This is a genomic window from Streptomyces sp. NBC_01429 (assembly GCF_036231945.1).
In the GTDB taxonomy this organism is placed as follows: Bacteria; Actinomycetota; Actinomycetes; order Streptomycetales; family Streptomycetaceae; genus Streptomyces.
This window is the reverse complement of sequence record NZ_CP109599.1, coordinates 961,006-975,402: the sequence shown is the minus strand read 5'-3', so window position 1 is coordinate 975,402 and position 14,397 is coordinate 961,006. Positions and strand designations below refer to the sequence as shown.

The window sequence follows — 14,397 nt, the reverse complement described above, 5'->3', positions numbered from 1 at the left end:
TCCGGGCATGGGCGCGGAGGGCCTGCGGCGTGCCGGGGAGAGGGGAACAGTTGCGACGTATCCCCGTCGCCTCTCCCCACCACCCGTGTCCGGGACATGGGGGAAGAGCCTGGAAGGCGGCGGACGGCTACTCGTCGTCCGAGCCCCAGCCCCCGTCCTGGTTCTGCGTGTACTGGACACCCGCACCTTCACCCGCGCTGAGCTGCGCGCTGAACTGCTGGAAGTCCGAGTAGTCGTCCGCGTGGGCCGACGTGACGGCGATTCCGCTGAGCACGAGAGATCCGAGAAGTACGGCGGCGATACGGCGCATTGAGCGTCCTCCACTGTCCACTAAGGTCGAGTGTCACCCTTGCTCACCCATATTCGCGAAGCGGTGCACGCGGACGGGGGCGCCGCGCCCGGGCCGGTCCGAGGTAACGATTCACCATCTGACACCGCCCGACGACCGATCCGGAGGCAACCCGGTATTCCGTTGCCTGGCCCGGCCTGGGGAGACCTCGACCCCACCCAGCACCTGGTACGCCCGGCCAACCGGCCGGGCACCGCGATCTCATGCCGGCGCCCGAAGCATTGTCCCGTCGGCGCCGCGCGGGGCGGGGCGGGCGGTCCGGTCGGGGTCAGACGACGATCATGGTGAATGCCTGGTTCTTGCGGGCGGGGCCCTTGGCGGTGCGCACCAGTACAGAGCCGGTACTGCTCCCGCACACGGACTGCTTGGAACGCGCGACCTCGATGATGGAGTTCCGGTCGGCGCTCAGGTTCGGCGACACCAGGATCACCGCGGTGGTGACGTTGAACCCGGAGGCGGAGACGTTCACGCAGTACTCGCCCACGCCCTTGCGCTGGACCGACGTGACGGCCTTGCCCCGGATCAGCTTGCCCGCCGCGTCGACGACCGCCGCGGCCCGCGCGTACGGAGCCACCGCGACCGGCGCCGCGGCCGGGGCGGCGGGCGCCTTGTCCGGCACCGCGACCGCGACCGCACCCGCGGCGAGCACACACGCCGCACCGGCCGCCACGGCGACGACAGGCGATTTCCTGAAAACCGTCATGAGGAACCTCCCTTGCACACCAAACAATTGACTACCCACAGTGCCGAACGACTCCTATGGGTGACCAGGTCGCATGGGTACGTTCACTCGTACGAGTTCCTCCACGCAGCGCCACTCGCGGGCAGCGCCGCCGCAGCCGCGCCCGAGCGTCCCGTCCGTCCGGCGACGTCGTGCCGCCCGGCGGCGAAGAAGGCGGCCGCGACCGCCCCGCGCTTCCCTCGCGGCCCGCTCGCTGACGGTTTCGAGGCGCCGGGTGGGGCAGGGTCCGGCGGCGTCCGTTGTCGGCGGTGCCCGGCACAGCGGTGAAGACGGCGCCCGGGTCTCGATCTCCAGCACGGTGGTGGGCTTCCATCCGAGGGTTTCCCGGGCGAGCGTGATGTCGGGGCAGCGCGCGGCGCCCCCCCCCGATTCCGCGCTCGCGCCGGTCCTGACAGTGCCGGAGCCGACCGTGGCGACCACCAGTGCGGCCAGGTTCCCGATCCCGGTGCCCTCGCCGGCACCGAAGGTTGACCGGCCCGGGGGCATCCGACTCCATCATGGCGATCAGCCCGGCCACGAAATCGTCGACGTAGCAGAGGCTGCTGACCGCGTCCGGCCCGTTCACCACGAGTTCCTGCCCGGCCAGGGCCTTCACCACGAACGCCGCGACCACGCGCCGGTCCGAGGGCAGCATTCCGGACCAGCTCCTGGTCGTCGTCGATGTCGGCGGGCTCCTCCGGAGCGGGGACGACGGCGGCCGGGCGCGGCGCGGGCAGCACGACCGGGTCGCCGGCGCGTCCACGACGTCGTCGGTCGACTGAGCGGCTGCGGCTTCGGCGCGGTGGGCCTTGGCGGCGGTCTGCCTACCACACCAGCCGGGGCAAGTCCGGTACGAAGGGCGGCGTGACCCTCTTCTACTACTTCAAGGGCACGGCCATGCACCTGATCGCTCTTGGGTCCCACGCGAGCGCGGTCACCTACACCATCGATCGCGATCTCGGCCAGGAGCCTGGCGACGGCACCAAGACCGTGCGGGCCTTCCAGAAGAAGAAGACCGTCAGCACCGGCGGCATCTGGTGGGGGAAGTAGCCGCCCGAGCCGGTATCGGTGGCGGTGCACTGAACCCGTGGGGCCCGTGCACCGCCACCGGCTGCCTCCCCTCACCCCGGCCAGGGCCGCCGAGGTCTCCTTCACCGCCGACGAGCGCCCGGACCGCACGCGAGGCTTCCGCCGGCCGGGCCGACCGCCAGTCGCCCCCGGTCTACATCCCGTCGGCGGGCCGTCAGCTTGTCCTACCTTCCAGGCGTGGGTCTGAGTCGGTCATTCGTAAGATCGACGGGCCCGGGGGTTCTGGGTATGGCTGTGAGCTTGTCGCCGTTGGATGGCTCAAAGAACTTGGCCGCCCGGAGCCCCGCGACGACTCGACCGCTAATTGGGATACGCGACTTGATCGCTTCGTAGGACAACGTCGGCGAGGTCGTTCTTTATCTACCGGGCCTCGAACGGCTTCTTGAACTGAGTCGCTCACCTGGGGGTTCGCCGGACGTGAGGTCGGCCTTCGTCTGATCCTGTGCTCCGACCAAGGTGCACGTGACCGAGACGAAGGCCGTGAGGATGAGTCTGCTGGTATGCGAACTGACGGAACCAGCACGGCGGATCACCGGCAGCGACCGGCTGCTGGCCGTCCGTGGCCGCAAGGGGTTCCAGGCAGGGCGTCCTGTCGGCGCGGGCACACTCTTGAACGTCCCGGCCGCCACCCGGCGCAGGTTCGCCGGATCAGCCATCCTCCAGAACTTGAACGCCTCCACGTCGGCGGGCACCGCCTCACGACGGCCAATCCGCAGCCCTCGACGCACCAGCGCTAACCATGCACGAGCTCGTTAGTGATCACATAGCGCAGCAGCAGAGCCCGAAGCCGTCTGCGGCTCCGGGCCCTGCGCCGTGTCGACGGGCTCCGGGATCAGACACAGGCGCTGAGCTGAGCGCGGCGGCCACGGAGACAGGACAGTGGCCAGGAGGGAGAGAAGAGCGATCCGTAGCCGCCGAGCGGGACGGTCAGGGCCGAGTGCGAGAACCGGGTCGGCATGCTTGCACCCCGACCATGATCGTTCTCAGCGCCACCGCTGTACCGACGTTCTCTGAGGCCGTACTTACACCCGAAAGCCCCCATTCGTAGGTGACAAGGCTGACGGCGTGTCGGGTGGCCGTCGGCTTGCCGGCATCGAGAGAGTGACCTGTTGATTGCACTACGTCACCATCAGGAGTAAGTGATGCCCGAAGTCACCACCCCGTACGCGACCGGCACGCCGTGCTGGGTCGACCTTTCAGCCAAGGACCAGCAGGCGGCACTGGACTTCTACCAGGCCTTGTTCGACTGGAAGTTCGACGTGGGCCCGGCAGAGCTCGACGGGCACGCGGTCTGCGAGGTGAACGGAAAGGCCGTGGCCGCTATCGGCCCGGCCATGCCAAGCGGCGAGGGCATGACGCAGCCGCCGACTGCCTGGATCACCTACCTGGCCAGCACCGACGCGGAGGCCACCGGAGCCGCGATCGACGCCGCGGGCGGCACCGTGCTCTATCCCGTGGCGGACGTCGCAGACCGCGGCCGGATGTTGATCGCCGCGGACCCGCAGGGCGCCGTGTTCGGCGTCTGGCAGCCCGGCAAGTTCTCCGGCGCCCAGGTCGTCAACGAGCCCGGCTCGCTCTCCTGGAGTGAGCTGCACACCAGTGACGTGCCTGCCGCCGCCGCCTTCTACTCAGAGGTGTTCGGCATCGAGATGACGCTCGTTGAGGGCCTGGAGTCCGAACAGGACATGCGGGTCGGCGGCCGTACATTCGGCACCATCACGTCGGTCACCTTGCCCGACATGTCGGCGCGCTGGCTGCCCTTCATCGCGGTCGACGACGCGGATGCCAGCACGGACGCCTTGGCCAGGCAGGGCGGCATGGTCCTCATCCCGCCGTCCGAGACCCGGATGGGCCGGACGACGGTAACCGCCGACCGTGAGGGAGCGGCGTTCGCGATGATCAGGCCGAAGTCGAAGTAGACGGCAACCTACGCCCGATGCCTGCCCGGCCTCCGGGCAGGCATCGCAGACGGAGCCTCAGATGTTGTTCAGCTCGTCGAGGGTGTAGACCGGGAAGTTCTGTTCCGTCCCGAAGGGGTCGTCGGGGGCATCGTCCGGCCCTCGCCGCACGGCCACCAGGCGAGCACTGGCATCTTCTGTGTCCCGCATGCGGATGCTGCCAGTGTTCTGATCGTCAGAGATCCACATATCGCCCTTGCCCGCGATATCCATGCGCAGCCTGAACGCAATGTGGGCGCTGGTGATCGCGGCATCTTTGATGGCGGGCATCTTCCAATCGCCGTCCGTGGCGAGGTAGTAGTCCTTGCCTTTGCGCAGGTACAGGCTCTGCCAGTGGCCGTTGCCGGGCCGCCACTGGAGCTGGCTGGTCCTGAGGGCGTATGTGTCGAGTTCGGTGGCGGTGGTGCTGAACCGGAACTGCACCAGGCCGGAGGGCGCCCCCGCCTTGGGCGACATGTCCTTGCCGACGAGCCCCACCGGATGCATCTTCCGCCCGTCGTCACCGTTCTCCCAGTACAGGACGAACGCCATCCCGCCCCGCAGCGGCTGCTTCTTACCGCCCGGACCGTTGTAGTGGATCCCCATGCTGATTCCCCTCCTCGCGTGCCGCGGTCCCGGCCGACCGGCGGCGTAAGCAATGTGGCGCCTTCATGGAACCCCACTTGATCACCCAACGTCAAAGATTCACTCCATAGAGTGACTAAATCAATCGTCATCCCGCACCCCACTACGACGTGGGCAAGACCGTCGAACCGCCCGCTGTCCGCGAGTCGGACGTCTGCATCACCATGGGCTGCGGCGACACCTGCCCCGTCTTCCCCGGCAAGCGCTATCTCGACTGGAAGCTGGAGGACCCGGCGGGTCAGGGATCTGGCGAAGCCTCACAAGCACCGAGCTGTTCACCGGCCAGCTCGACCTGGGCGCCGAGGGCTACCGTCGCCGCCCCGACCACGCGCACCAGCGTGCCGGGGGTGTTCGCTGCCGGCGACATCGTCGGCCACACCTACCGCCAGGCCATCACCGCCGCCGGCACCGGCGCGGCCGCGGCCCTGGACGCCGAGCGCTACCTCGCTGCCCGTGGCGCCGTCGAGACTGAGCCGGAGACCGCCGCCTTCCCGACCTGAGCGGCGCTGGGAGGAGGACTCGCCCTGTCCCGCAGTACAAGTAGGGAAGGTTGAGCGTTCTCACCGAAGGTTCCGGATCGTTTGATCTCCGGCGTCTTGGGGCGGCAGAGCCATCGCAGGGTTCCGGACGATCTTGATCAGCGTGTCTCCCTTGGTCATCCGCTCGTTGGGGGACGGGTATCGAAGACCTTCTAACGAAAGGAACCGCGGTGATCGTAAGGATCATGGGCGAGGGTCAGTGGACGGTGGCGGAATCCAACCTCGACGTGCTGAATGCGCTGGACAGTCAGGTGGTTTCCGCGGTGGAAGACCACGACGAGGAAGCCCTTGGGGGCGCCTTGGCCGCTCTTCTCGGCAAGGTTCGAGAGGTGGGCACCTCGCTGCCCGATGATGCTCAGGAAGCCAGCGACCTAGTCCTTCCGTCATCTGATGCTTCCCTCGACGAAGTCCGCGAGAAGCTGAGCGACTCCGGCCTCATCGCTGGCTGACCTCCGGACCCGGCACTGACCAGGTCCCGCACGGCCGGGCCTGGTCAGCTGGGCCACTCAAGGTTCAGTGGGAACGCCCGCGCCCAACGCGGAGTACGACGACCGCGAGCTCCTGGACCTCACCGGCCTCACCAACTGCACCCTCTACTTCACCCCGGCACCGGCGAGGATCCCGTGCCCGCAGGCGGGTAACCCCGCCGGCGGGCATCCGTGGGCACCGACCGCTGCGACGTGTCCGACAGAGCGTCCTGGCTGTCCCGTCTCGCCGGCCCCGGTCTGCCTGGGTCCGGTGAGCGGGCCTGGGTCCGGTGGGTGGGGTTCATCGTGTGCTGAACGTCTTCGTGAACTCGTCGAAGGTGATTTCCTTGTTGTGGTCGGCGTCGCTTTTGTCGAAGAACTCAATGGCCTCGTCGATGTCCTTGAAGTCCGCAAAGGCGAACTCGGAGGTACCGCCCTCCTTGCGCGCCTTCACCCGCAGGGCGGTGATCAGCTCGCCCCGGGTGAGGACGCCGTTCTTGTTGAGGTCGAGCGAGTTGAACAGGCTCCGCAACTCGGCTTCGTTTACCAACATGTACGTACTCCTTCGACCAAGATGTCCGGCATGTGCCAGGACAGACTGCCCACGCTCCGCGGCACGAACCCGGTCCCGACCCGATCGGGTGACCGGCCACCACCTCCGCCCGTCACGGTCGACCGAGCCGGACATCGAGGTGGCCGTTCACCTCGCCCGTGCGGGCCTTCGCACCGGGCACTGTGCGGGCGAAAGTCCCAGGAGCCGCACCCGCACGGTCTCCCGGCAGGCATCCAGGAGGCGCTCGCCCGAGGAGGCGGACACCGTGCCGGCCGCCTGGCGCGGGGATGTCACGTGGGGCCGGCCCCCGGCCTGGAGACGACGACCCCGCCACTCCCCGATGACCTTGGCAACCGGCTCCAGCGGCATGGATGTTGATCCGAGAACTGTCTCCTCACGCGAAGTAGGCCAGCCAGTGGGCCGGGCGCCCGGCGGGCCGTCGGTGAGCAGCGTGACGCCGCCGACCGGGGCGCCGCCGAATTCGGTCGGTTGACCTCGGCCGTCACCGGGGGAGTTGGGAGGTCCTCTCCGGATGGGCGACGCCGACGTAGTGCATGGCGGTCTTTTCCGTGATGCCGAACAGGCGCGTCAGCTTCAGCGGATCGCCGGTCTCGAACGCCTCGTTGAGGATCCGGTCCTGTCGAAGGCCGTCCAGCGTGAACCCCTTGGGCAGGTGCCTGTGCAGCATCGTCATGCTGACCGGCGGGTGGTCGGGATCGAGCGCGGTGCGCTGGCTGACGAGCAGGTGCGGGTTGGTCGAGGCCAGGCCAGCGCCGATGGCGGTAGGTCAGCCACTCGGCGGCGAGGGCGTGGGTGAACTCCTCGATGTAGAGGGTGTGGCGCAGCATGCCGCGGCGGGCATCAGGGACCTGAGCGGGGAGCGGTCACGGTGACGGTTCCGTCGGGTCCGCTTCTGGGCGGTGAACGCCGTTGAGCCCGGCGGCGAGCGGGTGCTCGTCGCCGGGCTCAGGGTTCTCGCCGTTCCCCGTCCCCACGGGTCCGGCGAGTGCGGGGCCGATACCGCCATGGTGGCCCCGGTCTCAGGGGGTGGCTGCCTGCGGGAGGCGGCCGCCGGGTTGGTTACTTGCTGAGGACGCGTTCGGGGGCGTCCTGGTCGGCCGGTGTCGCGGGGGCGGGGTGCTTGCGGGTGATGGCCTCTCCTTCGACGTCGATGCGGGGCAGGATCCGGTCGAGTCGGCGCGGCAGGCGCCAGGCGCGGTCGCCGAGGAGGGCGAGGACGGCGGGCACGATGGCCATCCGGACGACGAAGGCGTCGAAGAGGACGGCGATGGCGAGCCCGAAGCCGATCATCTTGATCATGGATTCGTCGGCGCCGACGAATCCTGAGAAGACCGCCACCATGATCAGCCCGGCGGCGACGACCACGCGGGCGCTGGTGCGGAATCCGGAGACGATCGCCTGCCGGGCCTGCTCACCGTGGACGTATGCCTCGCGGATCCGGGAGACCAGGAAGACCTCGTAGTCCATGGCGAGGCCGAAGACGATGCCCACCAGGAAGATCGGCATCATGCTCATGATCGGGCCGGTCTGTTCGACGCCGAGGAGTGCGGCGCCGTGGCCGTACTGGAAGACCGCGACGACCACACCGAGCGAGGCCAGTACGGAGAGCAGGTAGCCCAGGGCGGCCTTCAGCGGTACCAGCAGGGAGCGGAAGACCAGGAGCAGCAGCACGATCGCCAGGCCGACCACGACGATCAGGTAGGGGATCAGCGCGTCCTGGAACTTCTTCGCGACGTCGATGTTCATCGCGGTGCTGCCGGTGACCTCGTAGGTGGCGCCGGATTCCCGCTCGATGCCGGAGCGTTCGGCGCGGATGGTCTTGACCAGGTCGATGGTCCTGGAGTCGGTGGGGCTGGTGGAGGGGGTTGCGGAGAGTATCGCGGCGTCCTGGGTCTTGTTGAACTGTGCCGGGGAGACGGAGACGACGCCCGGGGTGTCCGCGATCCGCTTGCTGATCACGGCGGCGGCCGCCTTGGAATCGTCGGTCCCCTTGGTGTCGACGACGATGGTCAGGGGGCCGTTGAAGCCGGGGCCGAAGCCGTCGGCGAGAGCGTCGTAGGCGCGGCGTTCGGTGGTGGAGGTGGGCTTGGCCTCGTCGCCGGGCATGCCCAGTTGGAGGTCGGCGGCCGGCACGGCGAGCGCGCCCAGGCCCACGACGCCGAGCAGCAGCACGGGCAGGGGATGGCGTATGACCAGGCGTGCCCAGCGGCTGCCGGCGTTTTCGGCGTTGCCCGCGCTGTCCGTCTTGGCACGGCGGGGCTTCTTTCCCTTGCGGACGCGGCGTGCGAGGACGGCGTCGGGCCAGAAGCCGAGGAGGGCAGGGACCAGGGTCAGGCAGATGAGGACGGAGACGACGACGGCGCCGGCCGCGGTGAGACCCATCTTGGTGAGCATCGGGATGCCCACCACCGACAGTCCGGCCAGCGCGATGACCACGGTCAGACCGGCGAAGACCACCGCGGACCCGGCCGTACCGACGGCCATGGCCGCGGCTTCCCTCGGCGCGCGGCCCTTTCCGCGCTCCTCGCGGTAGCGGGAGACGACGAACAGGGCGTAGTCGATGCCGCAGGCCAGCCCCAGCATGGAGGCGAGCGTCCCGCTGGTCAGGGAGAGTCCGAACGTGCTGCCCAGGGCGATGATGGCGGTCATGCTGACGGCGACGCCGATGACGGCGGTCAGCAGCGGCAGCCCGGCCGCGGCCATGGACCCGAAGGTGATCAGCAGGACCACCGCCGCGATCGCGATGCCGATCATCTCGGCGGACCCGCCCGCCGCCGGCTGCGTCGCCAGGGCGTCGCCGCCGATCTCGACGGTCAGGCCCGCGTCCCGGGCCTGTTCGACGGCGTTCTCCAGGTGCTCCTTGCCGGCATCGGTCAGATCGGCGGCGGGGGCTTTGAAGGAGACGGTGGCGTAGGCGGTGGAGCCGTCCTCGCTGACCGCCTTCGCCTGGAAGGGGTCCACCGCGCCGGCCACCTGCGGGCCTTCGGCGGCCTCGTCGACCAGATCCTCGATCACGGCCTTGTTCCCGGCGGCGGTGACCTTCTCCCCGCTCGGCGCGATGAACACGATGCGGGCGCTCGCCCCGTCGGCTCCCGTGCCGGGGAAGCGCTCGTCCAGGAGATCGAACGCCTTCTGGGACTCGATGCCCGGCATGGCGAACCCGTCATCGGGAGCGGCCGGGGCCCTCATGGCGGCGAAGCCGACAGCGCCCAGGACGGCTACCCACAGAAAGGTGACGAGCCATCGCCACCTGAAAGCGACGCGGCCCACGTGGTACAGGAAAGTTGCCATGGCGGTGAGAACGCCTCCACATCGGCGGTACAGGACAGAGGGGAAGAGAGGCTCCCTCCGTCCGCGTCGGGTGGAGACGGGGACGGCGTGCCTCAGTGATCTCCACGATCCGCTCCGGCGGGCTCCGCCACGAGGGACCACCCTCCCGAACCCGGGGTGTAGCCAGCTACACCCTCCCCGCCGTTCCGGCCCCGTCGGGGCCGAGGAAGCCGGTCACGCGTCGTGGCCGAGGGCATGACTCATTCGTGAATCGGCGACCGCCATTGGTACCCGGTGTCATGCTGGAGACTGTGACTCACTCATGCGAGCAGGGGCCGAGCGAGAGGTAGGGTCGTGAGGTGAACGCAGGACCGCGTACGAGAACAAGGGACATCGCACGGGCGGCCGTGCGGTCGGAGCTGGCTCAGGCGGCCTACGACCTGATCCGTCGCGAGGGCTTCGACCAGGTCACCGTCAACGACCTGGCCGCGGCGGCGGGAGTGTCCCGCAGCACCTTCCTGCGGTACTTCGGTACGAAGGAGGACGCCGTCCTCGGCGCCGTCGAGGCCCAGGGCGAGCAGTTCGCCGAGGCCCTGCGCGCCCGCCCCGCCGACGAGGACGACTGGACGGCGCTGCGGCGTTCGCTGGACGCCCTCGTCGAGCCGTACCGGCAGGATCCGGCCGAGGCGCTCGCGACGACCCACCTCATCATGGGCACTCCGGCCCTGTGCAGCCGGCGGCGGGAGAAGCAGAACGGCTGGCGCCCGTTTCTGGTCCGGGCGCTCGCCGAGCGCACCGATCCGCCGCGGCCCGAGACGGTGGCGCTGTCGGTGAAGGCCGCCGCGGCGCTGGAGTGTCTGAACATCGCCCTGGACCACTGGACCGGGTCCGACGGACGTGCGGACCTCGTCGGCCTCCTGGACGAAGCCTTCGCCACGCTCACGCTCCCGTAGGCGGGGCGCGGGTGTGGAAGGGCCCGGGACACGCGGACCAGCCACGCACATGTCCTGGTGCCTACGCACCACGCGCGCACACGCACCGCAGGCCGACTCGGGCCTCAGCGGGGCTTGATGCCGCGTTGTCCGCCGCGCGGGAGCCGGTCCGGGGCGGCCCGGGGCGGCCCGGGCTGTCCCGGACGCCGCCCGGCCCGCCCCGGGGGCGGACGGCGTCCGGGGTGGGGTGAGGGTCAGGAGCAGCCGGAGGCGATTTCCTGGAAGTTGTCGTAGTGGTCGCCGGTGTACCAGACGGTGTGGGTGTCGGGGTCGCGGACCAGACGCTCGGCGTCGCGATGCTGTCCGGGGTTCCGGGGGTTGACGTCGTACTCGCGGTAGGTGCCGTCGGCGGGGAGGTCGCCGGAGCGGTTGCGGTAGGTGTTGCTGCCGCGGATCACGAAGCGGGTGTTCACGACCGGGTAGTCCGTGGGGCGGTTGGCGGCCGGCCAGTCCAGTTCCTTCCAGATCCCGCAGGCCTCCTTGACCTGGCCGGGGAACGCCTCGACGGGCTGTGGGGGATCGATGACATCGGCGGCCCGGGGAGCGGGCGCCGGTACGGGGGTTCCCGCTGTCGCGGAGGAAGCGCCCGGAACGGCGAGCGCGGTCAGCAGCAGAGCGGCGGCTGCCGCGTAACGCTTACGGAAGAGAGTCATACTCCTCCAAACCGGCCGCCGGGCCGATCGGTCACGGCCTGTCACGCCGCCTCGTTCGCGTCCCGGGCGGGATGCCGGGCGGGGTACCGGCTCGGGACCCCGGTGACTGTCGCGCGTCCGGCCGGCCTTGCCGGAATCGTTGACGCGCCCGCGTCCCGAATCTATCTTCTGATCGGATTACCGAACGATGTTCGTCATATCGAACGGCCAGTGCTTCGTGAGGAGACGTGCCCAGTTCCGCGACCGGCACCTCTCGCAGACGCAGACGCACACAGAGACGAGGAAGCCATGGCACCGCCCCTCACCCGACGAGCCCTCCTCCGGACCGCGGCGATCGCCGCGGCGTCCTCGGGGATCTCCTCCGTCGCGACGGGTCCCTCCGCCGCCGCCACCCTCCCGGCACCGGCCTCCTGGAAACTCCACCCCTTCGGCCTCGACGAGGTGACGCTGCATCAGGGCGTCTTCGCCACGAAGCGCCGGTTCATGCTCGATCACGGCCGTGGCTACGACGTGGACCGGCTGCTCCAGGTCTTCCGGGCGAACGCCGGGCTCTCCACGCGCGGCGCGGTCGCTCCCGGCGGGTGGGAGGGCCTCGACGGCGAGGCCAACGGCAATCTCCGCGGCCACTACACCGGCCACTTCCTCACGATGCTCGCCCAGTCCTACGGCAGCACCGGGGACCGGGTGTACGCCGACAGGATCGGCTCCATGGTCGGCGCCCTGGCCGAGGTCAGGGCCGCGCTCCGGACCTCCCCCGCCGTACTCGGCACGGCCGGCCGATTCGGCACCGCCGCCGAGAACGTCCGCGGCTCCCACCAGTACGTCGACCTGCCCGCCCCGGTACTCGACGGCGCCGCCGACGTCACCCTGTCGGCCTGGGTCCGGCCCGCTCACGACGCCGCCTGGGCGCGCGTCCTCGACTTCGGCGACGACACCTCCCGCTATCTCTACCTCGCCGCCCGCGACGCGAACGGGGTGCCGCGCTTCGCCGTGACGGCCACCGGGGCCTCGGGCGAGCAGGCCCTCGTGGGCGACGCGCCGCTCCCGCCGGACCGGTGGAGCCACCTGGCGGTCACCATCGGCGGCCGCACCGGCACGCTCTACGTCAACGGAACCGCCGTGGCGCGGCACACGGGAATGACCCTCAACCCGGCGTCGCTGGGCACACTGCGCGACCACTGGCTGGGCCGCTCCCACTACTCCGCCGATCCCGTGTTCGCCGGTGCCCTCGACGAGTTCAACATCTGGTCGCGCGCGCTCACCGCCGAGGAGATCACGGCGCTCCAGGGCAGCCGCGCCGCCGATTCCACTGCGGGCCCCGGCGACCTGGCCTCGTACGCCTTCGACGAGACCGCGGGCGGCACCTTCGCCGACGGGTCGGGGCGCGGCCTGCACGCCACACTGCGCCGCACCTGGGGCGGGCCGAGCCATCCGGGGTTCCTCGCGGCGTACCCGGAGACGCAGTTCATCACGCTGGAGTCCATGACCAGCAGCGACTACGGCGTGGTGTGGGCGCCGTACTACACCGCGCACAAGATCCTCAAGGGTCTGATCGACGCCCATCTGGCCACGGACGACGCGCGGGCGCTCGACCTCGCCTCCGGCCTGTGCGACTGGATGCACTTCCGGCTGTCCCGGCTGCCCGCGAGCACGCTGCAACGCATGTGGGGCATCTTCTCCAGCGGCGAGTTCGGCGGGCTGGTCGAGGCGGTCTGCGATCTGTACGCCCTGACCGGGAAGGCCGAACACCTCGCTCTGGCGCGGATGTTCGACCTCGACTCCCTCATCGACGCCTGCGCCGCCGACCGGGACGTCCTCGACGGCCTGCACGCCAACCAGCACATCCCCATCTTCACCGGGCTCCTGCGGCTGTACGACGTGACGGGCGAGGCCCGCTACCTCGCCGCCGCCAGGAACTTCTGGGACATGGTCGTCCCCGGCCGGATGTACTCCATCGGCGGCACCAGCAGCACCGAGTTCTGGCGGGCCCACGGCGTCGTGGCGGGAACGATCAACACCACCACCGCCGAGACCTGCTGCGCGTACAACATGCTCAAACTGAGCCGCGCGCTGTTCCTCCACGACCAGGACCCGAAGTACATGGACTACTACGAACGCGCGCTCTACAACCAGGTCCTCGGCTCCAAGCAGGACAGGGCGGACGCCGAGAAGCCGCTCGTCACGTACTTCATCGGACTGACGCCCGGTCATGTCCGGGACTACACACCGAAGTCGGGAACCACCTGCTGCGAGGGCACCGGGATGGAGAGCGCCACCAAATACCAGGACTCGGTGTACTTCAGGGCGGCCGACGACAGCGCCCTCTACGTCAATCTGTACAGTCCGTCCACGCTGACCTGGGCCGAGCGGGGGCTCACCGTCACCCAGAGGACCGACTACCCCACGGAACAGGGCTCCACCCTGACCATCGGGGCCGCCGGGGGCCGCTCCGCCGCCTTCGAGCTGCGGCTGCGCGTGCCGTCCTGGGCGGACGGCGGCTTCGAGGTGACGATCAACGGTCGCGGGGCGGAGGGGACGGCGCGCCCCGGCAGCTACTTCGCGATCGCCCGTACCTGGCGCGCCGGTGACACCGTCCGCGTCCGCGTTCCCTTCCGGGTCCGGGCCGAGCGGACACCCGACGACCCGACCCTCCAGTCGCTCTTCCACGGTCCGGTCAATCTCGTCGCCCGCTCCACCGCGACGAGTTATCCGCGGTTCGGGTTCTACGGCAACGCCTCGCTCTCCGGGGACCTGCGGCCCGCCCTCACCCCGGTCGAGGGCAAGCCGCTCCACTACACCCTCCGCGGCACCGAGTTCGCCCCCTTCCTCGAAGGGACGCAGGACCCGACCCATGTCTACTTCCGCCGGGACGAACCCCGCGTCGTCTTCGGCGGTACCGACTCGGGCGTCGCCAATCCGGCCCGGCCCGACGGTACGAGCCTGCTCGACGAGATCTGGGCGGGCGCCCCGTTCGCGGACAAGGGCGCGCTCGTCGCGCGGGTGCGCGGCACGGTGGACGCCTGGGTGGCCGAGGGGCTGCTCGGCGGCGCCGACGGCCGGACGGTGGTGAGCACGGCGCGCAGCGCCTCCTACCTGCCCTGACCCCGGCGGGTCCGCCGTGATCCCGTCCGGCGGACCCGCCCGCTCCCGCGCCGGTTGGC

Annotated in this window: 12 protein-coding genes and 2 pseudogenes; 7 read left to right on the top strand and 7 right to left on the bottom strand. The window is 70.0% G+C overall.

Going from position 1 to position 14,397, the window contains the following annotated elements:
* Positions 1 to 127: 127 nt before the first annotated feature.
* Positions 128 to 310 carry a hypothetical protein gene (locus OG627_RS04190; RefSeq protein ID WP_329061531.1) on the bottom strand — a complete coding sequence of 61 codons (183 nt, stop codon included), beginning with the start codon at positions 308 to 310 and terminating at the stop codon, positions 128 to 130.
* Positions 311 to 617: 307 nt separating this feature from the next.
* Positions 618 to 1,052: a hypothetical protein gene (locus OG627_RS04185; protein WP_329061529.1), complete on the bottom strand. Its 435-nt coding sequence runs from the start codon at positions 1,050 to 1,052 to the stop codon at positions 618 to 620.
* Positions 1,053 to 1,934: 882 nt separating this feature from the next.
* Here OG627_RS04185 and OG627_RS04180 point away from each other — a divergent pair.
* Positions 1,935 to 2,120 (top strand): hypothetical protein, encoded by a 186-nt coding sequence (locus OG627_RS04180; protein WP_329061527.1) that lies wholly within the window; start codon positions 1,935 to 1,937, stop codon positions 2,118 to 2,120.
* 1,181 nt (positions 2,121 to 3,301) lie between these two features.
* Complete coding sequence (locus OG627_RS04175) at positions 3,302 to 4,078, top strand: VOC family protein (RefSeq protein WP_329061525.1); 777 nt, start codon at positions 3,302 to 3,304, stop codon at positions 4,076 to 4,078.
* A 57-nt stretch (positions 4,079 to 4,135) separates the two neighbouring features.
* Here the strand turns inward: OG627_RS04175 and OG627_RS04170 are convergent, their stop codons facing one another.
* Positions 4,136 to 4,702: a hypothetical protein gene (locus tag OG627_RS04170; RefSeq protein WP_329061523.1), complete on the bottom strand. Its 567-nt coding sequence runs from the start codon at positions 4,700 to 4,702 to the stop codon at positions 4,136 to 4,138.
* Between the two features lie 170 nt (positions 4,703 to 4,872).
* On the opposite strand from OG627_RS04170, the pseudogene OG627_RS04165 reads away from it, so the two are divergent.
* The 3 genes and pseudogenes from OG627_RS04165 to pspAA all read left to right on the top strand — a co-directional run.
* Positions 4,873 to 4,986, top strand: a pseudogene (locus tag OG627_RS04165) (phosphotyrosine protein phosphatase); the annotation flags it as partial.
* 20 nt (positions 4,987 to 5,006) lie between these two features.
* Positions 5,007 to 5,241 (top strand): annotated as a pseudogene (locus tag OG627_RS04160) (thioredoxin-disulfide reductase); the annotation flags it as partial.
* 209 nt (positions 5,242 to 5,450) lie between these two features.
* Positions 5,451 to 5,729 carry a PspA-associated protein PspAA gene (pspAA, locus tag OG627_RS04155; RefSeq protein WP_329061521.1) on the top strand — a complete coding sequence of 93 codons (279 nt, stop codon included), beginning with the start codon at positions 5,451 to 5,453 and terminating at the stop codon, positions 5,727 to 5,729.
* A 319-nt stretch (positions 5,730 to 6,048) separates the two neighbouring features.
* Here pspAA and OG627_RS04150 read toward each other — a convergent pair whose 3' ends face one another.
* The 3 genes from OG627_RS04150 to OG627_RS04140 all read right to left on the bottom strand — a co-directional run bounded on the left by OG627_RS04150 (position 6,049) and on the right by OG627_RS04140 (position 9,612).
* The gene (locus tag OG627_RS04150; protein WP_329061519.1) at positions 6,049 to 6,300 is read right to left on the bottom strand and encodes an EF-hand domain-containing protein; all 252 of its coding nucleotides are present in this window, start codon (positions 6,298 to 6,300) and stop codon (positions 6,049 to 6,051) included.
* Positions 6,301 to 6,802: 502 nt separating this feature from the next.
* Positions 6,803 to 6,988: a hypothetical protein gene (locus tag OG627_RS04145; protein WP_329061517.1), complete on the bottom strand. Its 186-nt coding sequence runs from the start codon at positions 6,986 to 6,988 to the stop codon at positions 6,803 to 6,805.
* A gap of 392 nt (positions 6,989 to 7,380) precedes the next feature.
* A complete protein-coding gene (locus OG627_RS04140; protein WP_329061515.1) occupies positions 7,381 to 9,612 on the bottom strand; it encodes an MMPL family transporter in 2,232 nt (743 codons plus the stop codon).
* Positions 9,613 to 9,950: 338 nt separating this feature from the next.
* Between OG627_RS04140 and OG627_RS04135 the strand changes: the two genes are divergently transcribed.
* Positions 9,951 to 10,544, top strand: coding sequence for a TetR family transcriptional regulator (locus OG627_RS04135; RefSeq protein WP_329061513.1), 594 nt, complete (start codon positions 9,951 to 9,953; stop codon positions 10,542 to 10,544).
* A 233-nt stretch (positions 10,545 to 10,777) separates the two neighbouring features.
* Here the strand turns inward: OG627_RS04135 and OG627_RS04130 are convergent, their stop codons facing one another.
* Positions 10,778 to 11,236: a ribonuclease domain-containing protein gene (locus OG627_RS04130; RefSeq protein WP_329061511.1), complete on the bottom strand. Its 459-nt coding sequence runs from the start codon at positions 11,234 to 11,236 to the stop codon at positions 10,778 to 10,780.
* Between the two features lie 288 nt (positions 11,237 to 11,524).
* On the opposite strand from OG627_RS04130, the gene OG627_RS04125 reads away from it, so the two are divergent.
* Positions 11,525 to 14,338 carry a beta-L-arabinofuranosidase domain-containing protein gene (locus OG627_RS04125; RefSeq protein WP_329061510.1) on the top strand — a complete coding sequence of 938 codons (2,814 nt, stop codon included), beginning with the start codon at positions 11,525 to 11,527 and terminating at the stop codon, positions 14,336 to 14,338.
* The last annotated feature ends 59 nt before the right edge of the window (positions 14,339 to 14,397 follow it).